Annotated in this window: 27 protein-coding genes and 2 tRNA genes; 15 read left to right on the top strand and 14 right to left on the bottom strand. The window is 61.3% G+C overall.

Annotated elements, in window-relative coordinates:
• Positions 1 to 2: 2 nt before the first annotated feature.
• Both AAEO60_RS14650 and AAEO60_RS14645 read right to left on the bottom strand, forming a co-directional pair.
• Positions 3 to 893 carry a hypothetical protein gene (locus tag AAEO60_RS14650; RefSeq protein ID WP_423970206.1) on the bottom strand — a complete coding sequence of 297 codons (891 nt, stop codon included), beginning with the start codon at positions 891 to 893 and terminating at the stop codon, positions 3 to 5.
• On the bottom strand, positions 890 to 1,834 hold the full coding sequence (locus AAEO60_RS14645; protein WP_341674453.1) for a diacylglycerol/lipid kinase family protein: 945 nt from the start codon (positions 1,832 to 1,834) through the stop codon (positions 890 to 892). Before AAEO60_RS14645 ends, AAEO60_RS14650 begins: the two co-directional genes overlap by 4 nt.
• A gap of 284 nt (positions 1,835 to 2,118) precedes the next feature.
• On the opposite strand from AAEO60_RS14645, the gene AAEO60_RS14640 reads away from it, so the two are divergent.
• From AAEO60_RS14640 to AAEO60_RS14630, 3 genes are all read left to right on the top strand, one after another.
• Positions 2,119 to 3,330: a M20 metallopeptidase family protein gene (locus AAEO60_RS14640; protein ID WP_341674452.1), complete on the top strand. Its 1,212-nt coding sequence runs from the start codon at positions 2,119 to 2,121 to the stop codon at positions 3,328 to 3,330.
• Positions 3,331 to 3,382: 52 nt separating this feature from the next.
• Positions 3,383 to 3,459, top strand: a tRNA-Arg gene (locus AAEO60_RS14635).
• Between the two features lie 103 nt (positions 3,460 to 3,562).
• Entirely contained in the window at positions 3,563 to 4,069 is a 507-nt protein-coding gene (locus tag AAEO60_RS14630; RefSeq protein ID WP_341674451.1) for a DUF1643 domain-containing protein, read from the top strand.
• Here the strand turns inward: AAEO60_RS14630 and AAEO60_RS14625 are convergent.
• Positions 4,015 to 4,890, bottom strand: coding sequence for a dCTP deaminase domain-containing protein (locus AAEO60_RS14625; protein ID WP_341674450.1), 876 nt, complete (start codon positions 4,888 to 4,890; stop codon positions 4,015 to 4,017). The two genes, AAEO60_RS14630 and AAEO60_RS14625, sit on opposite strands and share 55 nt — an antisense overlap.
• A 9-nt stretch (positions 4,891 to 4,899) precedes the next feature.
• Positions 4,900 to 5,616: a hypothetical protein gene (locus AAEO60_RS14620; RefSeq protein WP_341674449.1), complete on the bottom strand. Its 717-nt coding sequence runs from the start codon at positions 5,614 to 5,616 to the stop codon at positions 4,900 to 4,902.
• Positions 5,617 to 6,307: 691 nt separating this feature from the next.
• Between AAEO60_RS14620 and AAEO60_RS14615 the strand changes: the two genes are divergently transcribed.
• Positions 6,308 to 7,063, top strand: coding sequence for a hypothetical protein (locus AAEO60_RS14615; RefSeq protein WP_341674448.1), 756 nt, complete (start codon positions 6,308 to 6,310; stop codon positions 7,061 to 7,063).
• Between the two features lie 205 nt (positions 7,064 to 7,268).
• Here the strand turns inward: AAEO60_RS14615 and AAEO60_RS14610 are convergent, their stop codons facing one another.
• The 6 genes from AAEO60_RS14610 to AAEO60_RS14585 form a co-directional block, all read right to left on the bottom strand.
• The gene (locus tag AAEO60_RS14610; protein WP_341674447.1) at positions 7,269 to 8,006 is read right to left on the bottom strand and encodes a hypothetical protein; all 738 of its coding nucleotides are present in this window, start codon (positions 8,004 to 8,006) and stop codon (positions 7,269 to 7,271) included.
• Positions 8,007 to 8,100: 94 nt separating this feature from the next.
• Positions 8,101 to 8,901, bottom strand: coding sequence for a hypothetical protein (locus tag AAEO60_RS14605; protein ID WP_341674446.1), 801 nt, complete (start codon positions 8,899 to 8,901; stop codon positions 8,101 to 8,103).
• Positions 8,898 to 9,185, bottom strand: a complete 288-nt coding sequence (locus tag AAEO60_RS14600; protein WP_341674445.1) for a hypothetical protein — start codon at positions 9,183 to 9,185, stop codon at positions 8,898 to 8,900. The genes AAEO60_RS14605 and AAEO60_RS14600 overlap by 4 nt, the downstream gene beginning before the upstream one ends.
• On the bottom strand, positions 9,182 to 9,385 hold the full coding sequence (locus AAEO60_RS14595; RefSeq protein WP_341674444.1) for a hypothetical protein: 204 nt from the start codon (positions 9,383 to 9,385) through the stop codon (positions 9,182 to 9,184). The genes AAEO60_RS14600 and AAEO60_RS14595 overlap by 4 nt, the downstream gene beginning before the upstream one ends.
• Before the next feature lie 3 nt (positions 9,386 to 9,388).
• Positions 9,389 to 9,577 carry a helix-turn-helix domain-containing protein gene (locus AAEO60_RS14590; RefSeq protein WP_341674443.1) on the bottom strand — a complete coding sequence of 63 codons (189 nt, stop codon included), beginning with the start codon at positions 9,575 to 9,577 and terminating at the stop codon, positions 9,389 to 9,391.
• A 109-nt stretch (positions 9,578 to 9,686) separates the two neighbouring features.
• Entirely contained in the window at positions 9,687 to 10,337 is a 651-nt protein-coding gene (locus AAEO60_RS14585; RefSeq protein WP_341674442.1) for a hypothetical protein, read from the bottom strand.
• Positions 10,338 to 10,519: 182 nt separating this feature from the next.
• Between AAEO60_RS14585 and AAEO60_RS14580 the strand changes: the two genes are divergently transcribed.
• The gene (locus AAEO60_RS14580) at positions 10,520 to 11,320 is read left to right on the top strand and encodes a thermonuclease family protein (protein ID WP_341674441.1); all 801 of its coding nucleotides are present in this window, start codon (positions 10,520 to 10,522) and stop codon (positions 11,318 to 11,320) included.
• Positions 11,321 to 11,383: 63 nt separating this feature from the next.
• Here AAEO60_RS14580 and AAEO60_RS14575 read toward each other — a convergent pair whose 3' ends face one another.
• Positions 11,384 to 13,429: a DUF2075 domain-containing protein gene (locus AAEO60_RS14575; RefSeq protein WP_341674440.1), complete on the bottom strand. Its 2,046-nt coding sequence runs from the start codon at positions 13,427 to 13,429 to the stop codon at positions 11,384 to 11,386.
• 353 nt (positions 13,430 to 13,782) lie between these two features.
• Between AAEO60_RS14575 and AAEO60_RS14570 the strand changes: the two genes are divergently transcribed.
• The gene (locus tag AAEO60_RS14570) at positions 13,783 to 14,463 is read left to right on the top strand and encodes a hypothetical protein (protein WP_341674439.1); all 681 of its coding nucleotides are present in this window, start codon (positions 13,783 to 13,785) and stop codon (positions 14,461 to 14,463) included.
• A gap of 107 nt (positions 14,464 to 14,570) precedes the next feature.
• Here AAEO60_RS14570 and AAEO60_RS14565 read toward each other — a convergent pair whose 3' ends face one another.
• The gene (locus AAEO60_RS14565) at positions 14,571 to 15,560 is read right to left on the bottom strand and encodes a tyrosine-type recombinase/integrase (RefSeq protein WP_341674438.1); all 990 of its coding nucleotides are present in this window, start codon (positions 15,558 to 15,560) and stop codon (positions 14,571 to 14,573) included.
• 284 nt (positions 15,561 to 15,844) lie between these two features.
• On the opposite strand from AAEO60_RS14565, the gene AAEO60_RS14560 reads away from it, so the two are divergent.
• Positions 15,845 to 15,917, top strand: a tRNA-OTHER gene (locus AAEO60_RS14560).
• A 137-nt stretch (positions 15,918 to 16,054) separates the two neighbouring features.
• Here the strand turns inward: AAEO60_RS14560 and AAEO60_RS14555 are convergent.
• Positions 16,055 to 16,675 (bottom strand): TetR/AcrR family transcriptional regulator, encoded by a 621-nt coding sequence (locus tag AAEO60_RS14555; RefSeq protein ID WP_341674437.1) that lies wholly within the window; start codon positions 16,673 to 16,675, stop codon positions 16,055 to 16,057.
• Between the two features lie 110 nt (positions 16,676 to 16,785).
• Between AAEO60_RS14555 and AAEO60_RS14550 the strand changes: the two genes are divergently transcribed.
• Genes AAEO60_RS14550 through AAEO60_RS14540 form a run of 3 tightly spaced genes read left to right on the top strand, consistent with a single transcriptional unit; the run spans position 16,786 to position 21,317 of the window.
• Positions 16,786 to 19,131 (top strand): TonB-dependent receptor, encoded by a 2,346-nt coding sequence (locus tag AAEO60_RS14550; protein WP_341674436.1) that lies wholly within the window; start codon positions 16,786 to 16,788, stop codon positions 19,129 to 19,131.
• A 33-nt stretch (positions 19,132 to 19,164) separates the two neighbouring features.
• On the top strand, positions 19,165 to 20,037 hold the full coding sequence (locus tag AAEO60_RS14545) for an alpha/beta fold hydrolase (protein ID WP_341674435.1): 873 nt from the start codon (positions 19,165 to 19,167) through the stop codon (positions 20,035 to 20,037).
• Between the two features lie 53 nt (positions 20,038 to 20,090).
• Positions 20,091 to 21,317 (top strand): spinster family MFS transporter, encoded by a 1,227-nt coding sequence (locus tag AAEO60_RS14540; RefSeq protein WP_341674704.1) that lies wholly within the window; start codon positions 20,091 to 20,093, stop codon positions 21,315 to 21,317.
• A gap of 18 nt (positions 21,318 to 21,335) precedes the next feature.
• Here the strand turns inward: AAEO60_RS14540 and AAEO60_RS14535 are convergent, their stop codons facing one another.
• Positions 21,336 to 21,728, bottom strand: coding sequence for a DUF6152 family protein (locus tag AAEO60_RS14535; protein WP_341674434.1), 393 nt, complete (start codon positions 21,726 to 21,728; stop codon positions 21,336 to 21,338).
• A gap of 162 nt (positions 21,729 to 21,890) precedes the next feature.
• Between AAEO60_RS14535 and AAEO60_RS14530 the strand changes: the two genes are divergently transcribed.
• From AAEO60_RS14530 to AAEO60_RS14510, 5 genes are all read left to right on the top strand, one after another.
• The gene (locus tag AAEO60_RS14530; protein ID WP_341674433.1) at positions 21,891 to 22,691 is read left to right on the top strand and encodes a hypothetical protein; all 801 of its coding nucleotides are present in this window, start codon (positions 21,891 to 21,893) and stop codon (positions 22,689 to 22,691) included.
• Positions 22,692 to 22,796: 105 nt separating this feature from the next.
• Positions 22,797 to 23,150: a hypothetical protein gene (locus AAEO60_RS14525; protein ID WP_341674432.1), complete on the top strand. Its 354-nt coding sequence runs from the start codon at positions 22,797 to 22,799 to the stop codon at positions 23,148 to 23,150.
• Positions 23,151 to 23,222: 72 nt separating this feature from the next.
• Positions 23,223 to 23,741 (top strand): MmcB family DNA repair protein, encoded by a 519-nt coding sequence (locus tag AAEO60_RS14520; protein WP_341674431.1) that lies wholly within the window; start codon positions 23,223 to 23,225, stop codon positions 23,739 to 23,741.
• A 60-nt stretch (positions 23,742 to 23,801) separates the two neighbouring features.
• Positions 23,802 to 24,515 carry a sterol desaturase family protein gene (locus tag AAEO60_RS14515; RefSeq protein ID WP_341674430.1) on the top strand — a complete coding sequence of 238 codons (714 nt, stop codon included), beginning with the start codon at positions 23,802 to 23,804 and terminating at the stop codon, positions 24,513 to 24,515.
• A 74-nt stretch (positions 24,516 to 24,589) separates the two neighbouring features.
• Entirely contained in the window at positions 24,590 to 24,955 is a 366-nt protein-coding gene (locus AAEO60_RS14510) for a DUF2141 domain-containing protein (protein WP_341674429.1), read from the top strand.
• Positions 24,956 to 25,046: the final 91 nt, after the last annotated feature.

Below are 25,046 nucleotides of genomic sequence, written 5' to 3'. Positions count from 1 at the left end.
GTTCAGGACTGCCGTCTGGCGCGCCAGACCTTCCACATCACTGCCGGGGCCGACAGGATCGGGTGCCGTTCGCGCCAGGGCGTGACTTCGATCTCGACCCCGGTGTGGCGCTGCACCTTCCACGCCGCATAGCGCGCTGCCCCGTCGAAGGTGCGGGTGGCGCGCACCAGCCGGGCAATGTTGAGCAGCTTGCCGCGGCGGCGGCGCTTGACCCACCAGTTCTGGATACGTCTGCGTTCGCCTGCACTCATCTGCGGAACGAGCAGGCCATCTTCACGCGCGAAGGGCGTTCCGGCGAATTCGAGGGCTTCGGGCAGCAGCCCGTCGAAATGTTCGGCGTTGAGCGAGAGTATCGAATCCTCGCGCCCCGGTTTCTCGACGCGAAGTTCGGCCTTGTAGGTCGCGCGGAACAGGGCGCGCCAGTAATCGTCCTCGGTCCCCCGCTCGGGTCCGACAGCAATGGCCAGCTTGGCTGCCGTGGCCGCGGCATCCTCTATCGCGGCCTGCACTTTCTCCGCAGCGCCATTGTCACGCCGCCATACCAGGGCAGAAGGCTGCACGAAACGCGCCCAGATCGTGGTGTCGATTGTGGAACCATTCGAGGCCGCCATGAACTTGGTGAGCGTCATGGTCGCGATCTTGGCGCGCAGATCTTCCCCTTCGTGCTGCCACTCGCGATAGCTCACGGTAGGCCAGAGGCCGCTCTCCGGCTCCCCCGAAGTCAGCACGTAGAAGTCGAGCACGCCCTCACGCGATCCGGTGCGCAGGTTGGAACCGTAGAACAGCACCGCCAGCGCATTGCCCGACTCATCGGCCAGCCGCGCGGCGAAAGCCGTGACGGCGGGATCAACTTCGCGGGATAACGCCGCGCCGACGCGCAGCTGCAAGCTCACGGGACGACGAAGCGCAGCTTCGGTCCGGCCGACAGGCGATAGTTACCCGCCGGGAAAGCCTCGCCATCAAGGATAAATGCGTCAGCGATATCGAGGTCGACCGAAGTGTCGCCGAAGACGTGGTATCCACGATCGCGCGTCGCCTGGCTGGCGGTGCCGCAGAAGATCGCGGGCAGGCGGAAGAGCAGGCTACGGCGCGAATTGTCGAGCACGGCCACCTGCATCGGCGCTTCCACGTCACGGAAGGGATCGAGCCCGGCGGGGTAGGTCTGCAAGGTCGAAGCCAGCAGCAGGTAACGCTCGTCAGCCGGGGCACCGCCGTTGTGCGGCAGCACGTTGCCATCGGAAGTGCGGATTTCCATCCGCGTACCGCGACGCCACTGGTTGTTGGTGAAGCCGAAGATTGCCTGAGCCACGCTCCACACCGCCGTCAGCCCGATCACGGCGCTGTTGAAAGCGCCCAACTTGTGCGACTTCTGGCCCAGCGCGACGACCTGGTTGAAGACGCCTCCCCCTAGCACGAAGCCGCGCACCTGCGCACATGGATTGTCGCGCTGCGCAATCACCAGCGGCTGGCGACGCGCGAGCTTGCCGCGTTCGACGGCGGCCAGCGCCTGTTCCAGCGTCCATTCGGCGGGCAGGCCGAGGTCGAGCGCCAGGGCATTGGTCTTGCCGTTGGGCAGCACGATGATCATCGGCCAGCAATCGCCGAAGACGCCGGCACCACAGGTAAGCACGTCGCGCACGGTGCCGTCACCGCCGTCAATGGCGATGTAGTCGACCCGCTTGGAAGCGAAATCGGCGAGGATCTGCGGCAGCTCGCTGCGGCGATGCGGCGTCGCCAGGATCACGCCTGCAGGCGGATCCTTGCGGCCCCTGTCGCCCCCGTTGCGGTGGCTGCGGCCATTGCGGATCAGGCCAACAAGCGGGCGGCTACGCACGGGCAACAGCGCAATATCGTTCGCCGCGACCGGAATCGCGTCGACTTGCGGCAGCCGATCAAATAGATGGATAGAACCGTGCATACGCGCTCGCCTTAAACATGGGGCCTATCCAAATGCTATGCCTTTTGTGCAAAAGCCCGATTTCTGTCGCCGAACTGCAACAATTTGCGTGGCCGCTGTGTTTTCTTCGCACCAACTTCTGGCCCGGTTTCACCGACATGCGACGGCAGGCGATATGAGCACCAAGATTGCCATCATCTGAAAAGTTTCAAGAGGCCCCCATGCTGACCGAGAAATTGCTCACCGCTGCCCGCAACCACGGCGAAGCGATCACCACCCTGCGCCGCGCCATCCATGCCGAACCCGAACTGGGGCTGGAGACGCCCAAGACCCTCGCCAAGGTGAAGGCGGCGCTCGCGGACCTGCCGCTGGAATGGCACGAAGGGCCGTCGTGCACCGGGGCCGTGGCCGTGCTGAAAGGCGCCAAACCGGGTTCGAGCGTACTGCTGCGCGGCGACATGGATGCCTTGCCGATGAGCGAGCACACCGGGCTCGACTTCGCCTCGACCATTCCCGGCCGCATGCACGCCTGCGGCCATGACGCGCACACCGCCATGCTGGCAGGGGCCGCCCGCGTGCTGGCCGACATGCGGGACGAGCTGGCGGGCGAGGTGCGCTTCATGTTCCAGCCGGGCGAGGAAGGCTTCCACGGCGCACGCTTCATGCTGGAGGACGGGCTGCTCGGCGGCACGGCGGACTATCCGCTGCCTGACGCGGCGTTTGCGCTGCACGTCTGGCCCAACGCACCGCACGGCCGGATAGAAGGCCGCACCGGCGCCATGCTCGCCTCCGCCGACATGATCGAGATCACCGTGACCGGCCGCGGCGGCCATGCCTCGCTGCCGCACGATACGGTCGACCCCGTGCCCGTTGGCGCGGAGATCGTTATCGCCCTGCAGACCATGATCACACGACGGTTTGCCGCGACCGAGGCCACCGTGCTGACGATCGGCAAGATCGAGGCGGGCACCACCAACAATGTCATCCCGGACAGCTGCTACCTGCTCGGCACCATCCGCACGCTCTCGCCCGAACGGCGCGCGGCGGTGAAGGATGCGGCGCGCCAGGTGGCCGATCACATCGCCAAGGCGCACAATTGCGAGGCCGAGGTGACCATCACCCCCGGCTTCCCGCCCACCCTCAACGATGGTCGCGCCATCACGCTGGGCGAAGCGGTTGCCCGCGAACTGGGCGGCGAGAACCCGTGGGAAACCCGCCCCGCCCCGACCATGGGCGCAGAGGACTTCTCCTACGTGCTCGAGAAAGTTCCGGGTGCTATGTTCTTCCTCGGCGTGGCAGCCGAGGGTGTCGACTGGAAGGGCTGCTGCGGCCTGCATTCGAGCCACATGGTCCTCGACGAGAACGTCATGCCCAAGGGCAGCGCCTTCCTGGCGGGCTGTGCGGTTAAGTTCCTCGAAAGCGGCTGGGAGTAGCTTTCCGCTTGGCGCGGCGGTCCAGCGTTGCTAATCGCCCGCTCGCTTATTGGCACCCGTAGCTCAGCTGGATAGAGCGCTGCCCTCCGAAGGCAGAGGCCACAGGTTCGAATCCTGTCGGGTGCGCCAGCTTTTCAATGGTTTACGGAGCGACTGACTCGTTCATATGGAATGAATGTGGAAAACGGGGGTGTCAGATGCACCAATCTAATCGTGAGCCGCTGCTCGATCGATGAGCGCGATTCTCAGTCCCTGTGGCTCGTATAGATATAGGCTAGAGCGCGATCTAAGCCTATTCGGGCCGGTAGGCGCATTCATCATGGTCAACCCTTCTACCGCAGATGCGGAACTGGACGATCAGACCATTCGAAAGGTGAAGGGCTTTGCCACTCGCTTGGGTTGGTCGCGCGTGATCGTTGGAAACGTGTTCGCCTACCGTGCAACCGACATTGCCCAACTCGCGACAGTAGATGATCCAGTTGGGCCACAGAATGGTGACCATCTAAGCCATATTCTCGCTGATGCTGAAAGCGTTGTCTGCGCATGGGGAGCTTTGCAGAAGCTACCGCCAAGACTTCGCGATCAATGGCGCACGGTGACCATTTTGGCAGATGCCCTCGGAAGGTCGCTTCAATGCCTGGGGACCGTTAAGGACGGTCACCCAAAGCACCCGCTTCTGGTTGGCTATTCAGCGACAGTGGCGGATTGGTCAGCACCACTAGATTCGGATGCGCCCTGAGACTCCACCCCCTCGCCTTGCGAGTCTCTTCGGCCTTGCGCCTCGATCTGAGGCTGTTCGGGCAAAGAAGTGTCGTGGGCGGCAGCAGATTGTTTGTCAGTATCTGACGAAGACAATGCGGCTACAGCAGCTGCAAGCGTGAGGGCGGCAATGATTAGGCCGAGCGCAGTGGCCAATCCAGTGGCAGCAGATTTGATTTTTCGAAATGTCTCAGAGATGGCATCGACGCGGTTGGCCAGATCTTGAAGTGAATGCGTCTCACGCGAAACATCGGAAACTAGATCACTGGGAATTTCGACATAACCAGAGCCCGTCTTGTAATAACCGCTCTGGGTCCGGCCCGATAGATCCGCCAGCCATAGCAAGAACAAGTTATCGCCACGCGATAAATGTAGCGCGGCTGGGCCAGCATTGAAGACTGAATAGATCAGTCTGCCCTTGAACCCCGGATCAACGTGAAAGCCGGAAACATTGATCAGGCCACGGAACTTGTGTTTTGACTTCAAAGAAATGAATCCCATCACGTTTTTCGGAATGGAAACCACTTCTTCTGTTAGTAGAAAGGCAAACTGGCCAGGCGGAATTACGACGGTGCCCCCACCTTTACGCCTTTCCTCACCACAGACTGCTTCTGCCGCTGGCTCATCCAACGCCTTCTTCAGGTTTTCCCGAAGATCATCGCCGAAACTAGGAGTAACAAAGGCTTCCGCGCCAAGCGTCAGCGTATACGCGGAGCAATCTATCTGTTTGGGATCGAAAGGCGCTACAATCTCTAGCTTCTCGACCTGCGTCAGCAGCTTCGCCCCACCCCAGAACGCCACAGGTCGCCTCTAGAGCCTTCCGTGGAAAATCGACTTGGCCTTAACGCCCGAAAGGCGGGAAGCCATCTCATCAATCGGGTCCAGTTGAAGGCCAGAAATAAATCTGAATGCTGCGACCAAGATCACTTCGACTTGCTCACTTATGGCAGAGCGAAACGGAAAGTCTTCGAGGTGGTCGATCCGCTCACATGCTCCGGCCATCTTGCCAGCCGCGACTGTAAGCGTCCGCGCGAACTGCTCGAACCCCTCACCTTGTCCGGCTTCAAGCTCAGCAATGTTGGAAACATTCCGATTTAGGATATTTGCACAGGAGACCGCGATAATCAGCGAATCTACGGCAGTCCGCTTGATGACCTCATCGCTCGGACCTTCATGCAAACGGCCAGCATACTTTGCAAAGTGCAGGGCCATATGGCGCAGACGATCCTGCATCGAGAGACGACTAATCTCACGATGATACTTCTCGTCATGTTCGAACTGAGCGAACTGAACTGCCGCCCAGTCGACGGGCGCGTGCTGCCGCGGCAGGTCCCCATTCACAACTGATAGCGCCATAACAAATCCTCGACGGTTATCGCAGGCCTTGGTTCCATCCAATGACGTGCATCTGCGCCCTGCACTGTCCCATGCCTGAACAAGGGAATCAACATTGATTCCGGCCCGTGAGCGACTTTTCCAGCCATTTCTCAGACAGCTCAGCATGGAAGAGAACCCACGCAGCTTCATCAGAGCCAATACCGTGCTTGCTAAGGTGGGCCTCAAATCTGCTCTTGAGGGTCTTTGTGCTGAGGCGTGCCGTTACGCGACCTCGGCCCTTCTTCTTCCCTTCATACCGATGGCGAAGGCGCAGTGTAGGCAGTCTACCGCAATTAAGTTCGCGCAAGACAAGAAGGCAGACGAGAAGCGAACGCTTCACCCCTAGCTCTCTCGCATAGCTAGACAGTCTCGCCGAATCTTCAGCGCACATATAACAGCCAATCTGTGGCTTGGCCTCTAGGCCATTCGGCATCGCTGCCGCCCTCCCCCCGAATCACAAGCTACAAGTTAGCAAATGGAATGCAGGCCGTCGATGAACCGATATGGCAGTGGCCCCATGCAGACACACGCCATCGTACGCGCGCGCGAGATTTTCCGATTTGCCCCTGAAGTGACGCGCGGGCGGGCGCACGAGATTGTGCAGGGTGCAGCTTTACCCCCACTTATCAGCAGCGCATGCAAACCTCTCACGCGCCGCTCGCCCGATGTTCTGTGAAGCCCCAAAGCGCTTGCCGATCACCAGTAGCCCGGCTCCAGACGGCCCAGAACGAAGCGCTCGCCAACCTCGACGCTCGCTCTCTTGAGCACGTAGCCAGGTGACAAGTGACGGATCGCCAATTAAGCATCCAGTCGGTTCAGGTTCATTCCGAAGGGATTAATATTGTTTCGAAAGTTGTTCGGCGGTGGCGCACCTCAATCTTCAACGCACGAGGCCGGTCAGCATCTTTTCCAGCAAGGAATGAAGGCGGCAAGCGAGTATCGCACCGCCGAAGCGATTGCGCTTTACACAAGGTCGTTTGAAACAAACCCCAACCCTGCGCCACTGATCAACCGAGCCAAGCTATATCGCTGGCGAATTCTATTTGAGGAGGCAATTCGAGACCTCGAAACCGCTATGCGGCTAGACAAGCAGCAAGGCGATGAATTCGCCGTTCCATTGATGAACGAGCTACGTGAATGTAAACTGCTGGCTGAAAACCGATTTAATGGGAAAAGGGGGCTATTTATAGAGGACCTTAGAAGCAAAGGGTTTGATCACGTCGCAGGTCGAATTGCAGACTCGATTTTCCAAGGTAACGGCCAACTTCTTGGATACCACTTGGTCAACGAAGTAGACAACGTAAAGAAGTTTGAAAATCTGTCTGACTTTCCTTCAGTGAAGACGCTCCTTACCAATTGGATGAAGGATCAGCGCGTTATAGATCAGGCCTTGGCTGATCCTCGTATCCGGGGTGGCTACGGACCAAAGCGCGACATTTTTGAGGCCATGGTCTGCGTTTACGACTACGCAGACATGGCCAAGTTGCGTGATACGATCGTGCGGAAGATATGGTGTTTGTTGAACCCGCCAAGCCAAATGCAAACCATTTGGGAAGCTAGCCTTCGCGATGCCATTAGGCCAAGCACTTCGCGCTAGGTCGAACAAGCGAACACCACCCGCTTTCTTGCGTTCAGCCCTCCCGATGTTCTGCGAAGCGCCACAGCGCTTTCCAACCTCCAATCGGCCCGGTTCCACGCGCACCTTACTCTAACGCGCACGCCCGCACGAGATTTTCCCACATACGTCGAGAAAGCGACTGTTTAGGCAGGTGGAGGAAAACTGACCTTGAGCATTATTTGCATTAACCCGCTTGCCAATCGTCTGGCTCGATCTGGCCAAGAAGGCGCAAGGCCTCTGCCAGCCGTCCATTCGCGTCAGCCCAGCGCAATTGCTGCTCTAGCCGCTCCAACTTTTCTGCAGGCGGGGCATCAGCCGGTAGTGGCCCCTGCGAGCGGTGCCAATGTGCAACGCCAGACGAAATGCGCGCATATAACTGGCTCCACTTAACTGGTGCAGGCGCGGAGCGACCCTTGCGTCGCAAATAAGCTGTGAGATTCGTAACGATCCGGCTTCCAGCCTTTACCCAATCTCGACCTTGGTCTGCAGGGTCCACTGAGGAGCGGACATAATCTTCGAGAACCGCCGCCAGCAGCGCATCGACGTGGCGGTTGGCGATTGCACTAACCGGACCGCGCCAATCGCGGTTATAGTCTTCCCAAGCTTCGGCGATCTTGCTTGACCTGTCGTCGAGCTGATCAAGCAATGTCTGCTGATCAATAATCTCGACCCGGCAAGCGTATTTGGTCAGATCGTCACACAGCTTCCTGATCGACGCACTGCTGGGCCACGCAAATGCCAAATCGGATGGAACATCGCGCACAGACGCCTTCAGCACGTCGAATGTGGCAAGGAAGATTTCACTGTCTTCGGGCGCGCTCACAGATCGAAAACCTTCATCGCATGGCATGCGAACTTGTTGTTGATCTTCAATGTTGCCCCCCAACCAAGTGCCTGCGCCGGATGCGGCGAGATGCTCCAACAGTGGTGTGCAGTTCTCCGAAATCAACAAAAGTTCGGCCGACGGTGGATTACAGGGGTCGGGCGGGCCGCTCGAGACGCACTCGTAAGAATGTCTAATTCCGAGCTTTTTGGCCGATGTTCTGCGAGGTGCCGCACCGCTTCCCGACTATCAGCCCTCCCGGCTCCAGCCGTTCCAGTTCGAAGTGCTCGCCAGCCTCAGGACTTGCCCCCTTGAGCACATAGCCGAACGCCTCTGCCAAATTGAGAGCATGGTGCTCAGGGTTTGCCTCCTCGTCCCCAAGCCTCCCGCCGATCGGTTTGCTGTGGATCACCCCGCGCTTGTAGGGCTTGCCGGTGATCCGCCGCAGCCAGCCGCGCTGGAGCCTAGTGATGCGCCCAGCGAGGCTGGCGGGCAGGTGGAACAGCAGGTGACAGTGCCAACCCTTCTTGTCGCCATTCTCGTGGACCCATAGCCACGCAGTCTTGCTGCCATGCCGGGCCAGAGTCTTGGTCAGCAAATCAATGAACCTCCCCGTGGCTCTCGCCATACCATCAAGGGGCACTCCAGCGGCCTTCCAGTGGATTGTCGTCATCCGGGTAAAGGGAAGGCCAATCTCGCGCGCATAGCGCTCGGCGGCCTGCAATTCGGCAATCTGGCGGGTGGTAATGGCATGGCTCTGTCGGGCGGCGCTATTGCGCGCGCCGCCCCTTCGCGACCGTGGTGCAGATTCGGCTGCCACACCTAAGGTAGGATAGATATTTGCAAGCGCCGTGCCATCTACGGGATTCGGCTCAATCTCTGGTTCCAGCAGCGCCAGGAGCGCGTTTGAAACTTCACCGAAATTCCGAACCGGTGAAGTTTCAAAGTCGCCCTTGTAGGGTGCCCAGGGATGCGCGACAGGAGCGGGGTTCACACCGCGATCCAGACGTTGGCTTTCTTGTCGGTGGCGTTGACACGGCGTTGCCCGCTGACGCGAATCAGGCCTTTCACCTTCGACTCGGTGGTCTGCGGCTGGACGATGTTGCGCTCCATGCCTTGGCGCGAGGAGAGTTCGTAGGAAGTCGGGCCGAGCCAACCCGCCTTCATGATCGCCGCGAGGGCCAATCGTTGGAGCCGATCCAGTCTGAGGGCGAAGTCGGCAGCAACAATCGACGTGTCGACGATCCGGTGGCCCGACACGTCGGGATAGGTGCTCACGGCACCTGCTCCTCGGCGATCGGGGGCAGGCCTGCCCGTTCCAGCAGCGCGGCCAACCAATCGGCCTGCTTGTAGCTCAGGGGGGAGGGATCGGCTACGAGCTGACCGAGGAAACCTCCCTCAACGCGGTTCAGCCCCTTGTCGTGGTAAAGCAGCGCCAGCGCCGCCTCCCGATGCCTAACGAACGGTTTGTGCTCCATGGCTCAACCCTCCGCCGTGTAGGCGGGCAAGCTGGCGAGGTAGCCCTCGAGGTCTGCGAAGCCGATCAGCGTGCGCCGACCGGCCTTGCGGGCAACGAGATCGCCGCGCTTCAGCGCCTCGTAGATGGCCGTCCGCGACATACCCGTCAGCTTCACAGCCTCGGGGATGGTGATGGTGATGGGGGTATTCATTTTTGGTCTCCCGCTTGGTTCAAGCGGGTTTGCTCGAACTTCACGGGACGACCGGTTATCGGGGCTGAACCTCCAATTCAGGGGAGCAACTGAGAGAAATTTTCTCCCCTTATCGGCGCGACCCCATCAGCTCGTCATCCGCTTCCGGCAATTCCCTTGCCAGCCGCGCCCACTCTTGACGGTCTTTACGTGATGCTCGCTGCAGCGCCGCGCGCATCAGGTTTTCGAGCGGCGAATTGCCCTTGCGGAAAGCCTTGCCGTATTCGCGCTCCAGAGTGCTTGCCTTGTAGATTTTTTCAGAGCCTCGATCGAAAAGGTATCTCGCGGCCTTGCTCGCAGCCAGTTGCACCGAGATTTGACCTTCCAAGTGGAGGCAGCAAATCAAACGCAGCGCATCGGCGAGAATTGACTCGTCGCGGATACGCTTGCCAGTGCCAAGTCCTACCAGCCCGGCAAAGCGGATAGTGGCAACATCCTCCATCATGCCGAGCAAGGTTGGCGGTGGGTCGATACCGGCGTGGCGGCATGCGAGGAACGCCGCGTCGATGTAGTGAGGATTTTTCGTTTCGATCCATTGTCGAGCCTGCAATGCGATGCTTTCCAGCTCCGCCATCGGCTGGCCCGAGAACTCCAGTTCGAGCGACAGCAGGCTCCACACCTTTTCGGCTTCGGTATGGGGCAGCCCTAGTTTCTCGCGAGTCTCCCAGACCCTCCTGAGGTTGGCCACCCTATCCTCGAAATTCGCCGGGTCCCATTCCATGCACTCTTCGCCTTCGCTGTGATCCGCCGCCAGTCAGCGACATCCAAGACTCGCGATTTGCGAATCCTGTTGGACATAATGGGACCACTGCGATCACTTTTGAATTGCCTCCCATGGCCTGATGCGGTTGAGGTGGCAGAACATCGCGCCTAGGCAGGCTACGCAAGGCAAATGAAGTATAGATGGCCAAGCTCACCCACGACATCGGCCCGGTTTGCCGCTTTGGCACAGCGCTAATTAAACGCGCATGTTCACCGATGGCGCTTAAGCCGATGGTGCGCCAGGCCCTTCTAGTCCTCCCCTTTCTGCTTTGCTTTCCGGCACAAGCGCAAATCTATTTGGGAAGCGTCAGCGTCATTGACGGGGACACGTTGGTGATGGGCGAAGAGCGCATCAGGCTACACGGAATTGACGCACCCGAAGCCAATCAAACTTGTCAGCGCGACAGTGAGACTTGGGCCTGCGGACAAGCTGCCGCGGATCTTCTGCGAGAGCTTGTCCATGGCCAGCGAATCGAATGTCAGCAGCGTGACAGGGATGTTTATGGTCGCATCGTTGCCACTTGTAGGATGGGTCGGATCGATCTCGCGGAAATGATGACTAGCGCAGGGCTTGCAGTGGCTCTGCCCCAGTTCTCACAGGACTATGTCTTGTCCGCAGAACGGGCCCAGGCAAGTCGAGTAGGTATGTGGGCGGGCGAGTTCATGATGCCAGCCGACTTTAGGGAAAGCGATCCAGAATCGTTGCAGCGAGCAGCCGAGTGGAACAGGCAAATGACGGAAGAGCAAGCTAGCGGGTCTGCCGCCGACTGGCCCCCAATGATTGCTTCAAACCAAAGCAACAACCAGGGCATATACTTTGCCAATTGCCGAGAAGCGCGCGCCGCTGGTGCAGCGCCACTGTATCGAGGGGAACCGGGCTATCGTCCAGAAATGGATGGCGATGGTGACGGTATCGCGTGTGAGCCTCCTCGCCGTCGCTAAAGCAGCGAGAAGAACGGTCTCTCATCCCGGGAGTGGCGAACAGAATACCTGCTGAACTGATGATCAAATGATCAGTAGGCGCGCTCCAGCATCACTGAGGGCTCGAGCAATTTGATCGTAGTGCTTGGGTTTGCGTGTCAGGTCAGTCTCACTGCCTGTCGGCACCCAGATTACAGTCCCTAGCCTCGCTCTCGTCAGAAGAACTCGGTATTTGTTCAATGCCCAGGACTTACCATCGGGCTGGCGGATAGACTGCCATTTCGCCCCGTTTAGCCGCCTTGGCTCCCAACAATGGCCCTGCGAACTCCAAAGCATGTCTCCATCCCAACAGACGCCGACATAGTCGAGTTCTAGGCCCTGACAGCCATATTCATTCGCTACGACTTCGAGCGCATATGAAGAACGAATATCGCCACGTTCGCGCAAGAACCAATGTGCCACATCATCTAGCTGAGCGGCCCCCAAGCTAACACCCATACCGTCGGCTCGAATGCGCCGAGCTCCCGAACTCGCAACCAAGCCGCACCGACGATTCCCTCGGGCAGATTGTCTCAGCCATGCTTTGGCTCGGTCCAAATCGCGGGTGAGATAGACTGGAAAATCGGGCTCACTTTGCGCAATTTTTGCGGCAGAGCCTAAGTCTCCTGCCAAAAGGGCGTTTACCCAATTTGGTGCTGCGTTACTTCCATATGACCGGATCGAAGCATCAAGGTGCAAGCGCTGGTCATGCTCAACCCAAGCGCCCGGCATTTCGTCAAAGAGCTTTTGCCAGGCCGTTGCTTCTCCGCCCTCCAAAACTTCTGGTGACGCCACTGCAGTCCAATGTGGTGTATTGGGGTTGGCATTTTCCTCGTTCAGAGCCCGCCCCCACTCAGAGAGGCCTAACTCGCCCTTGTTTATCTCCTGACCGCCGCCAACCAATGCGATGATGACCGCCCAATCATCATGTCGCCCCATGATCTCGAGAAATAATGAAGCCTCGGACTTTGGCCGGTCGAACTTCTGTTTCCCATATGCGGCATCCCAGGCCCGTTGGGCTTCGTCAAAAACCACCACATGATCTGCGGGGGCTCGATTTGGGTGTGCGTTGAGATATTCCCTCAAGAAATTCATCAACGTTTGCACGGCAGCGCCTACGCGCCGCTTTGCCTCATCGGCCTTGATGCCCTCTCGTTTTCGAGCATCTGCTGCCAAAGCCTCCTGCAAGACTTTCACAAGCGGCGTGTTGCCAGAAAGGTATGCGCCCGGGTTCTGTCCATGACGGCTGAAGCGGCTGTCATGCACCGCATTTAAACCAACGAGCGTCTTTCCAGAGCCAGGGACACCCGTCACGAATGCCACTATGTGCTCATTATTCTGCCGCGCCCTCTCGATTAGCGAAATGAGCGCCTCGGTTGTTTCTCCGAGATTGCGCTTATCAGATGCCGCTGCGGCAATCTCTGTCACGTCGTGACCGGCAAATAGCTGTTCGGCTGCTTGCACGATCGTTGGCACCGGGCGGTATGCCCCCGCGTCCCATTCTAGAACATCGATTTGCGTCGCGTCATCGCGCTCGGAGGCGCGCGAAAGGACTGCGAAGACCTCACCCAGGGATTCTGCGTTCGTAGTCGCCACCTCCCCCACATCTCGGCTGAGCGGAGTAAGTTGGCCTTCCTGCGCTTCCGTGACGCACAAGACCGGCCAAATGGGCATGCCACGACTTGTTTCGTGAAAGTCGCGCAGTCCCAGCGCATAGTCTTCAACCTGACGCTTATCTGCCGGACTGTATGACCCGCCGCCAACCTTGAACTCAACAATGGTGATTATGTCCCCTGCCAGCAGCACGGCATCCAATCTGCGCTGCAGCCGAAGCAATGGATATTCAAGGATGATACCCCAATCGCGAGCTCGAGGATGCGTTTGAAGGTGTTCCCGGAGCGCATCTTGCAAAATGCGAACTTGTTTGCGCCACGACCATAGTTGGCGCTCGTGATCGCCGCGGTAATGTTCGATCAGGCGCGTCGAAAGCTGATTGACAATGGTTTCATGAGACGCCGCAACAAATTCGCCGACCTTCCAAACAGAATATCCCGCCAAATTCTCTCCGATCAGCCAGTTCGCGGTTTTCAACACAGATTGCAGAATCGCGAGAGTAGCGTAGCCCGATCAACGATCAAAGCGCCAGTTCATCCAAAGCTCTAGTCGCCGCGTCGCTTTCAAGGTGGCCGAAGTGTCGCTCAAAATCTCAGCGCTTCTACTGGAGAATTGCGTGACCATGAGGATGGGAAGTCCCTCTGCAGCGGGGTCCTAGATGATCCAAGCTAAGGAGTTGCTGCGACAGGCGGATTTGCCGCCTTCTTGGCGGCATCTGACTATTGGCTAGGATGCGTCTGCATTGTAGGCCCCACCAATAGCTTGATGCAAAGCTCGGATCGCAACAGTGGGCGGGTCGACTTTTTGAAAATTGGTAGGTGCTGGAACAGATGAAAGCGCTCGCAGAACTGGGTCGGGTTGTTGCCGCTGCGCTTATCGCATTTGTTGTTTGGCTCGTAGCCTATTTCCCGGCAGCCCTACTCTGCAGAACATTTTTGAGTTGGGATCGGGACATAGGCGGTTCGCCTTGGACCATGAATCGAAGTAGTTTCGGCAGTGTCTTAGATTCACTCACAATTGGTGTGATAGTAGCAATCATTAGCCTGATCGCGTTTGCGAAAATCTACAAGGGGCATAACAGCATAGGTCTTTTGTTTGGCGGTCTGGCGCTATCCGCATTCGTCATCATATTCTCTCTGCTCGGACAGTCGCAGTTGGGGGGCGGATTTATTTATGTAGGTGCTGGATCTACCTTCGTTTCTGTGATTTTTGCGGCCATATCCTTTCGCTTTCTCCTAGAAGATCGGCGTCTAGGACAAAATAGAGGTGCTGAAAGCGATCAGGCCGATAGTGATCAACTTCGCGCCAATACAGCCGATCTCATAGAAACTGTTTGCGAGAACGCGATGCGCAAGCCTCACCCTCGTTCAGCGGTGATAGGAACTTTACTGGGAATGCATGGCGGGCTAGCTGACGAGGATGAATATCAAGAGATAATATCTGAAGCTATTCACATGGCCCAAGGTGGGGTGCCGATTGAGGAACTCGCCAATCGCGTCCGTCGTGGGTGAGTGAAGTCAGAGACTGGCTAAGATCATCTTGACCTTTGGTGTCCTGTTTGAGGGTGGCAGCATCCCACTTAGTTTTGGTCCTCAGGCCTGAGAACCGATTGGAGTACCTAGAGCGCAAGTTCACTAAGTGCCTTGGTTGCCGCGTCACTGGCGAGGTGCCCATAATGCCGCTCGATCATCTCCGCGCTGGTGCCCGAGATTTGCGCAATTGTGAGCAATGGCAGCCCCGCGCTGACGAGATCGGTAATCGTGCTGTGCCGAAGCGTGTATGCCGTTGCTCCACCCGGCAAGCTTGCTGCCTTTACGGCGGCTGCAATGGGCTGCTTCCAGCTATTCTTGTCCCAAGCCTTGCCGGAGGCCCGCGTAAAGAGGGGCGCGGCGGGGAGCTTATCCTTTGCCTGTGACGCCATCAGCTCCGCCGCCTCGGCTGGCAGTTGGATGCGCCGTGGCTTACCGGTCTTGTCTTTGCCGACGGTCAATTCGGCAGTGCGCTTGTCGAAGTCGCCAGCCGTCAGTCCAGCCATCGCTCCAGGCCGTAGGGGCAAGAGGCAGAGCGCGCGAACGAACGGCAGCGCCTCGGCGCTCACCGAAGCCAAGAGCAACTGCCGCTGTTCGCGATCAAGGTAGAGGTTCCGTCTCCCATCGGCATTGGGAATAGCCTTCAGCGCTTCCTGCCAGGCCGCCTCACTATTGGGAGCGCCATGAGACAGCACCTTGCCGAGCGCGGCACGCAGCACAGCCATGTCCCGGTTGACAGTAGAAGGCGCTCGCGCCCGCGTCCGCTTTTCGCCTTCCTTGTTCCGGCTGACCTGCGAAGGGGTTTCAGCCAGCCGCTTGCGCCATTCGGCGAGGTGGCGGCGGCGTAGCTTGTCCAGCTTCACCTTGCCGATCGGATCGGAATAGACATAGCGCTTGAAGCGAGCCTCAGCCTCCGGTCGGCTGGCCGCATAGTCCCGACATGCATCGGCCACGGTTTCCACCTTGGCGCGTATTTCACCACCAGCTTCCACCAGCTCTGCCAGCGCCTCGGCTTCCTTCTTGGCGGCTGCGAACATCGCATTGCCCGCCAGCGTGCCGAAGTCGCCTAACGACTTCACTCGATACCTGCGTGCATCCTCGTCGTAAACGCGCGCAATCCAAGTTCCCTTGCCACCGCGCTTTGAAGGCCGGAAACCAAGAAAGCAGCCAGCCCTTAGTCGCTGCCAATGGGGTTCGGCCTGCACTTTAAGCCGCTCGCGCTCACCTACCCTGCTCAAGTCTATTGCCATCGCCAATCACCGCATTTCACAAAATGTGGAATGCGTGTGGAATACATAGTCGGACATTTGAGCACAAGACCGGATAGAACTTCGTTTGTTTACAGTGTGACAGTAATCCTGTTGCGTCCGTGAATGTCGCTTAGCCCTGCCCTCCGAAGGCAGAGGCCACAGGTTCGAATCCTGTCGGGTGCGCCATTCTTGTTAGCCTCAAGCGCCGGCGTTCGCCTCCGCTCACCTGGCTATCCTCGCGACAGCTCGGGCGGGCGGGCGGGCGGCCTTGCGAATGCTCTCGGGTTCGCTTTTCGCCGCGTGAGCAGCGCCTTGAAGCCAGCTCAGTCCTTCGCGATACCCCGACGCAGCATGTCATTCGCCATGTCGGCGATCTCTGCCGAGTCCTCGCCTTCGGACCAGATCGAATAGCGCAGGCCGAGGAACACGTTCATGCCCATCAGCGCCCAGGCGTGGGGTTCGGCCATGCCTTCGCGGATTTCGCCGGATGCCTCGCCGCGCTTGAGTCGTTCGAGGATACGCGCCGCCGTGGTCTCGTAATGCTCGCGAAAGCTGGCCGGGTCCGCGAATTCGGCCTCGTCGATGATGCGGTAGATCTCGCGGTTCTCGCGCGCGAAATCGAGGAAAGCGTGCAGCGCCGAACGCTCGATGGCGAAGGCCCCGCTCTGTCCTTCCACCGCCTTGCCCGCGTGCTGCGCAACCTGCCGGCTCATGTCCTGCACCAGCGCGCGGAAGATCATGTCCTTGCTGTCGAAGTAGGTATAGAAACTGCCCAACGCGGTGCCGGCGCGGCGGGTGATGCCGCTGATCGAGGCTTCGTGGAAACCCTTCTCGCCGAACTCCTTGGCCGCTGCATCCAGCAGCTTGCGCAGCGTCTGTCGCCCGCGCGCCGTGCGCGGGACCTTGCCGTTTTCGTCGTCCGATTGGGGTCGGGAAGCTGCCATGACCCATGTGGCTAACGGTTAATCCGGTCCATTGCCAAAGAAAAAAGTTGAAAGGTGGTTCAGGTTTCAATATTGGGGGCCGAATAAGAACCAAGACTGGGAGAGTACCGATGTCGAAGGCCGTTCTCTGGCAAACCACTGCTGCTGCGCTCGTGCTGGGCGCGCTTGCCGTTCCCGCCCATGCGCAGGAAACTGCACCTGATGACAGTGAAGTGCAGCCGCTGCAGGGCGGCTCGATCATCGTTTCGGCGCGTCGCCGCGACGAACGCCTGGTCGATGTTCCGATTGCCGTCAGCAGCTTCGGTGCCGAGGAACTGCAGCAGCGCGGCGCAGTCGACATCACTGACGTGGCTCAGATCTCGCCCAACACCACGCTGGAAGAATCGCGCGGCACCAACTCCACGCTCTCCGCCTTCATCCGCGGCATCGGCCAGCAGGACCCGGTCTCCGGCTTCGAGCAGGGCGTCGGCATCTACCTTGACGACGTTTACCTGAACCGTCCGCAGGCGGCCGTGCTCGACATCTACGACGTCGAACGCATCGAGGTGCTGCGCGGCCCGCAGGGCACGCTCTACGGTCGCAACACCATCGGCGGCGCGGTGAAGTACGTCACCCGCGAACTGCCCGACGAATTCAGCCTGCAGGTGCGCGGCACCGTCGGCACCTATGGCCGCGCCGAAGCCGTGGCCACGGTTTCCGCCCCGGTCGCCGATCCGGTGCGCGTCGGCGCCTCGGTCGCGCGGCTTTCGCGTGAAGGGTTCGGCGACAACCTGACGACGGGCGAAGACAACTACAACAAGGACATCTGGGCCCTGCGCGGCACGGTGGAAGTCGGCGGCAACGGCGCGCCGTACCTGCTGCGCTTGTCCGGCGACTGGACCCACGACATGAGCAATGCCCGCGGCGGCCACCGGCTGATCCCGGGCGCGACTTCGGGTGCCCCGGTATTGGACGACGTGTTCGACACGCGCGGCGGCCTGGTCGATCCGGAGCAGGACGTCGAAGCCTATGGCATTGCCCTCAATGCCCGCGTCGACCTGTCGGACGCGCTCACCCTGCGCTCGATCACCGCGTTCCGCGCCGACGACAGCGCCTCGCCGATCGACTTCGATGCGCTGCCCGCGGTCGACCTCGACGTGCCGGCCCTCTATTCCAACGAGCAGTTCAGCCAGGAACTGCAGCTGATCTGGGACGACGGCGGCCCCTTCACCGGCCTGCTGGGCGCCTATTACCTCGATGCCTCGGCTGACACTGCCTTCGACGTGCGCCTGTTCACCTCGTTTGCCGGCCTCACCGCCTTTACCCAGGCCAATGTCGATACCGAGACCTTCGCCGTGTTCGGCGACTTCTCCTACGACATTACCGAGCAGCTGAGCCTGTCGGTCGGCGGTCGCTACACCTGGGACGAGCGTTCGGCTGACATCCTGCGGCAGAACTACCTCGGCGGCGGTTCGCCGGTGTTCGGTGGTGCGGGCGTTCCCTTCCTCGGCGCCAGCACCGACTTCCAGGGCACGGCGGACTTCAACAAGTTCACCCCGCGCGTATCGCTCAGCTTCCAGCCGACGCCGGACCACAACATCTACGCCAGCTTCTCGCAGGGCTTCAAAGGTGGTGGCTTCGACCCGCGCGGCGTGGGCGTTAACGCGCCTGCCGCAAATCCGGGCGCGCCGACCGATGCCGAAGTGGCGGACTTCCTCAGCTTCGCCCCGGAAGAGGTCGACAGCTACGAAGTGGGCTACAAGGGCAACCTGCTGGGCGACGACATCTACATCGCCGTGGCGGCCTTCTATGCCGACTACACCAACGTGCAGATCCCCGGTTCGGTGGCCTGCCTCGACGGCGGCGTCCCCAGCTTCTGCGGCGTGGTGTCGAACGCCGGTGCGGCGGACATCTACGGCCTCGAGTTCGAGACCAATGCCCTGATCGCACGCGACCTGTTCGGCGAGAACGACGAGCTGCGCTTCCAGGGTTCGCTCGGCTGGATCAACGCCGAATACAACGAATACATCACCAACATCGGCGGCACGCCGACCGACGTTTCGGACTTCCGCGAAGTGCAGAACACCCCGGAATGGAGCGGCAGCGCGACGCTCGGCTACACCACGCCGGTCAGCAATGGCGATCTCTACCTCGGCTCGACGGTCTCGTTCCGCAGCTCCACCACCCAGTTCGAGATTCCCAATCCCTACCTCGACCAGGGCGGCTATGCGCTGTGGGATGCCTCGATCGTGTGGACCAACGACGACGGCAACTTCAGCCTCGGGCTCTACGGCCGGAACCTGACGGACAAGGAATACCGCACCTCGGGCTACACCTTCATCGCGGTCGACCCGGTCACCGGCGCGCCGGTGCTGACGGGCGGCGAGCCGACGCCGAACCTCGGTACCGAAGGCACGCTGACCGCTTTCTACGGCAACCCTCGCCAGGTCTATCTCACCGCAACGTTCGGCTTCTGATCCGCCTTCGTGGCGGACGGAAGGAATAACGTCGTGACTGACTATCGCGAGCACCGCTACCAGAGTGCGTGCGGACAGCTGGAACTGTTCGCACGCGACTACCCCAGCGACGAGCCGGGTGATGGCCCCGCCCTGCTGTTGATGCACGGCCTGACCCGCAACAGCGCCGACTTCTCTCCTCTCGCGGCGCACCTGGGGGGCCGGTATCGCCTGATCGTGCCGGACCAGCGCGGGCGTGGCCTGTCGCAGTTCGATCCCGATCCGGCGAATTACCGGCCCGACATTTACGCGGACGACATGTTCGCCCTGCTCGCCAGCCTCGGCGTCGAGCGTCCAGGCCTGATCGGCACCTCGATGGGCGGGCTGATGGCCATGGTGATGAACGCCATGCAGCCGGGCAGCTTCCCCGCAATCGTGTTCAACGACGTTGGCCCGGTGCTGGACCCCGAAGGGCTGGCGCGGATCGGCTCCTATGTCGGCGGCGGCAAGCCGCTGGCCAACTGGGACGCGGCGGCCGAGGCCTGCGCAGCAATCAACGGCGATGCCTTTCCCGGCTTCGGCGAGGAGGACTGGCAGGCGTGGGCACGCCGCACCTGCCGCGAATTGCCCGACGGCCGCGTCGAATTCGCTTACGACCCTGCCATCGCCAGCGGCTTTGCCGATGTCGGCGATACACCGCAGGCGGACCTCTGGCCGCTGTGGGACATGCTCGGCGAGACCCCGGTGCTGGCCCTGCGCGGCGCCTTGTCGGACCTGCTGACGGCGGAAACCCTCGCCGAAATGGAACGGCGTCACGCCGGACCCTTTGCCAGCGTCACGGTAGCAGGTAGGGGCCATGCGCCGCTGCTCGACGAACCGCAGGCCGTGGCGGCGATCACCGCCTTCCTGGAGGACCACCTTTCGTGACCACTGCCGCAGCACCCGCCAAGGCCGACCCGCACCGCAACGTGGTGCTGGGCATGCTGCTGGTGGTCTACATCTTCAACTTCGTCGACCGGCAGATCCTTTCCATCCTCGCCGCGCCGATCCAGGCCGAGCTGGAGCTGGACGACGGCGAGATGGGCCTGCTTGGCGGGCTCGCCTTCGCCCTGCTCTACTCGACCATGGCCGTGCCGCTGGCCGCGCTGGCGGACCGCAAGAGCCGGACCTGGGTGATCACCATTTCGCTGGCGGCATGGAGCGGGTTCACCGCGCTGTGCGGCGTGGCGCAGAATTTCTGGCACATCTTCCTCGCCCGGCTGGGCGTGGGCATCGGCGAGGCTGGCGGCGTCGCCCCGTCCTATGCGCTCATCGGCGACTATTTCCCCAGTTCGCAGCGCGCCACGGCACTGTCGATCTACTCGCTCGGCATTCCCATCGGATCGGGTCTCGGCGTCCTCGTAGGCGGCTATATCGCGGCCACGGTGGACTGGCGCACGGCCTTCTTCGTCGTCGGCATCGCCGGTGTCATCATCACCCCGATTTTCAAGCTGCTGGTGCGCGACAAGGCCAAGCCCAAGGTCGCGGCAGACCAGCCCGCCCTGCCCGCCTCGCCCACCCTGCGCGAAACGGCAGGCGTGCTGGCGCGCAAGCCATCGTTCTGGTTCCTCTCCTTCGGCGCGGCCATGTCGTCCATGCTCGGCTACGGCATCGCCTTCTGGCTGCCGAGCCTGCTGATCCGCAGCTTCGGCTTCGACCTGGTGCAGGCCTCGCAGTTCTTCGGTGCGCTGCTGCTGATCGGCGGCATCGCCGGGGTGATGGCGGGCGGCCTGCTGGCAGACCGGCTGGGATCACGCGACCGCGCCTTCTATGCGTGGCTGCCGGGTGTCGGCTTCTTCCTCGGCGCGCCGCTGTTCGCCGCCGGCATTTCCAGCGACGACGCGACCTTCGCCTTCCTGCTGTTCCTGCTGCCGCAGGCGCTCGCCTATGTCTGGCTTGGTCCCGTGCTCTCGGCGATCCAGCACCTGGTGGAACCCGCCGCGCGCTCGACCGCGTCCGCGCTGTTCCTGCTGATCAATAACCTGATCGGCCTCGGCGGCGGGATCTATGCGCTGGGCGCGCTGTCGGATTTCCTCACGCCGATCTACGGCGACGAGTCGCTGCGCTGGTCGATGCTCTACGGGCTCGGCCTATACGGCGTGGCGGCAGTGCTGATGGCGCTGGCAGGCCCCGCCCTGCGCCGCGACTGGGTGCACGAAGCGGGCTGAGCGCCCGCCGACACCTGCCTAGCGGGACGGCAGTTGTACCAGTTCGTCGCCGCCGGACTTGATCACGCGGACATTGAACCCGCCCGGGCGCCCGTCGCGCAGCGGGTAGTACCCCACGGTAATGACTTCGCCGGGCTGCAACGAGCGGCGAGTCCAGCCGAAGCGCGTGAGCGTGTTGGGGGTCATGCCCTCGAAGGCCCAGCGCCGGTCATTCTCGTCGCGCGCGTAGATGAAGGTATGCGGATTCGTCCAAACCCAGCGCTCCACCGTCATGTTCTGGAGTACTTCCTCGTTCCCCCAGTCGAACATCGCGGTGGAATGATGCGCCGAACCGGGCACGGCCATGCCTGCTGCCACGGCCAGTGCCGCGCCGGCAACGGTGCCCCAACGACGAATCGAAAACCTTGTCATTGCTGATCTCTCCGGAGTGATCGGACGGTTTGCGACTTCCGCCTCTTGATGCATCAACTATTTCCCCCAAAAATCGGACAGAATCAACCCGTCGCTTGACTTGGCCACGCAGATCACACCAATCTGCGCCAAAACATGATCAAGTTGGAAGAGGATTTTGTGATGCGCGCACGGTGGCTTGGGACCGGCATTATTGCACTATTGGCAACCGCGGCTGCACCGCTGGCAGCACAGGACAGCGACTTCACCGCTGACCGGGCAACCGGATATGAAGAGGTGCTGGACCTGCCCGACTGGACCGGTACCTGGCACCAGGACTGGTCGCGCCTGTTCGGGGTTTCCGTCCGCCCGATCCAGCTCACGCCCGAAGCCCAGGCCGAACAGGATGCCATCCTCGCCAGCTTTGGCGACCAGGGGCCTCCGCTCGACGAGGTGGCCCACTGCGTACCGCCGGGCATGCCCACGATCATGAGCGTTGGCGGCATGCCGATGGAGATCCTCTATTCCCCGGGCCGCGTGACGATCCTTACCGAAGCCTACATGCAGGTCCGCCGGATTTTCACCGACGGGCGCGAACTGCCCGATGATCCGGAGCCGTTCTTCAACGGCAATTCGGTGGGCCATTGGGAGGGCGACGTGCTGGTCATCGAAACCGTCGGCCTGCACCAGTTCAATTCGATCGGGCGCGGAGTCCACGTGCCGCACAGCGAAGCCATGCGCGTGTCCGAACGCATCTGGTCGCCCGCCGCTGACGAGCTGATCGTGGAAATGACCGTGACCGACCCCGAAGTGCTGGCCGAGCCCTATACCAGCCGGATCTACTTCAAGCGGCAGAACGAATTCCCCATCCGCGAATACATCTGCGCGGAGAACAACCGCCTGACAACTGGCGAAGACGGGGCCAATATCGACCTCGGACTCGACGACGAAGGCGATCCCTTCGGCCCGCCCGTCCGCGATTGAGCGGCTGGCGGGGCAGCCGCAGCGCTAACCGATTGGCAACCAGCACTGCGCTATGCGCGGGGCATGAATGCTGCCCCGCCCAACTTTGGCGCCTCACCGACCCGCATGACCAGCAATTCCAGCGCCACCTCCATGCGCTGGGCCGCGCTGGGCGAGGCTGGCCGGGTGGTCGCCATGCTGGCCGGGCTGGAGCCGGAACAGCCGAGCAAGGAAGTACGCGACTTTCCCGCGCTGATCCGCGATACGGCCAAGTGGCGCCGCGACCTCGCCGATGCCTCCTGCGCCGAACTTGCAGCCGTGATGGAACCGGGGATCACCGCCCTGCTGGCGGTCAACGCGCGCGGTGCCGACTGCAAGCCTGCCGCCATGGCCTTGTGGCGCGAATTCGTCGCCGCCCGCCAGGCCATGCTCGACCTGTTGCCGCCCGCCGGCGAACAGGGCCCCCACCGAAGCGCCTAGGGCCAGGGCGCAAAAGCCCTCTCGTGAACGACACCGCTTGACGGTGTTCCTATTTCGTTCCAGTTTCCGGCCATGGCCGATTCGCTGATCCAACCCGCCGCGGGCGATAGTCCCGAAGACGAATTCACCCTGCGCTCGCGCGCCGTGTGCCGGGGTATCGGACGCCTGTTCGCGCGGAACGACATCTGGACCTTGCCCGAAATGCCGCTGCGTAATGGCCGCCGGGCGGACCTGATGGGCGTCGACGGCAAGGGCCGCATCGTCATCGTCGAGGTGAAGACTGCAAGGGGAGACTTGCTCGGCGACAGCAAGTGGCCGGATTACCTCGACTTTTGTGACCGCTTCTACTGGGGCCTGCCGCCGGAGCTCGATCGCGCCGTGCTCGACGGGCCGGACTTCAAGCCCGAATGCTGCGGCGTGATCGTGGCCGACGAATACGATGCCGAGATCGTCCGCCCTGCACCCAGCCACCCGCTCGCCGCCGCGCGCCGCCGGGTGGAGATGGAACGCCTCGCCCGCACCGCGCTGCGCCGCCTGCTGGTGGCAGGCGATCCGCATTGCAGCAGCTGGGGCCGCGACCTGGCGGGCTAAACGGGCCGGTCAGGCAACCGGCGCTCGCCTTTGCTCCGCCAGCTTGGCATAAGCGCGCCCATGCTGCTCGCCGTGACCCTTTCTGCCCTCGCCATGACCGCGATCGTGGCCGTGCGTTACCTGGTGACGAGCGGCGGCTTTGCCTGGGCAACGGCGAAGGTCCGCCCCGGCCTCTATGACGGGCTGGCGCCGCAGATCCGCAAGGAGATCGGCTGGTCGCTGGCTTCGGCGGCGATCTATGGCGTGCCTGCGGGTGTCGTCGCCTGGGGCTGGCAGGAACTGGGCTGGACGCGCATCTATACCGACTTTGCCGCCTACCCGCTGTGGTACCTGCCACTGTCGCTGTTCGCCTACCTCTTCCTGCACGACACTTGGTTCTACTGGACGCACCGCTGGATGCACCGGCCCAAGTGGTTCCGCATTGCCCATGCCGTGCACCATGCCAGCCGCCCGCCCACCGCCTGGGCGGCGATGAGCTTCCACCCGATCGAGGCGATTACCGGCGCCGTGGTCATCCCTGCGCTGGTCTTTTTCGTGCCCATCCATGTGGGTATGCTGGGACTGGTTCTCGCCATCATGACCGTCATGGGCGTCACCAATCACATGGGCTGGGAAATGTTTCCGCGCTGGCTTGTTCATTCCCGGGCAGGCAATTGGGTGATAACAGCCAGCCATCACCAGCGGCACCACGACGAATATCGCTGCAATTTTGGCCTTTATTTCAGATTTTGGGATCGCTTGTGCAAAACCGACAATGGGCTCGCCCGACCTTAGTTCTCGCCGCCGCAGCCGCGCTGGCGTCCCCGCTGGCCCTGTATGCCCAGTCCCCGCAGTCCGGCGGCGTCAACGTGACCATCACGGTGACCAACCTGCGCAACGAGGACGGCGTGGTGCGCGCCTGCATGACGCGCGACGAGGACCGCTTCCCGCGCTGCCAGGATTCCACGCAGGGCTACCGCGCCGTCGTTCCGGCAGGACAGGCGACCACCCTGCGCTTCAACAATGTCACGCCGGGCACCTATGCCATCGCCCTGTTGCATGACGAGAACGATGATGGCCGCGCCAACCGCGTCCTGGGCATGATGCCACGCGAGGGATTCGGCTTTTCCAACGATGCCCCGGTCAACATGGGGCCGCCCGATTTCGAGGATGCCGCCATCGAAGTCGGCACGACGTCACTCCACCAGACCATCCGCATGCGCTACATGCTGTGACGTCAGCCGGATTTTGCTTTCCGCCGGGGCGTTAAGCACGTCCCAATGCGTAAATGCGGCGAAAAGCGCCGCACAACTTCACCGAATTTTT

Source organism: Aurantiacibacter gilvus, assembly GCF_038289935.1.
GTDB lineage: Bacteria > Pseudomonadota > Alphaproteobacteria > Sphingomonadales > Sphingomonadaceae > Alteraurantiacibacter > Alteraurantiacibacter gilvus.
This window is presented reverse-complemented; position numbering and strand designations above follow the sequence as displayed.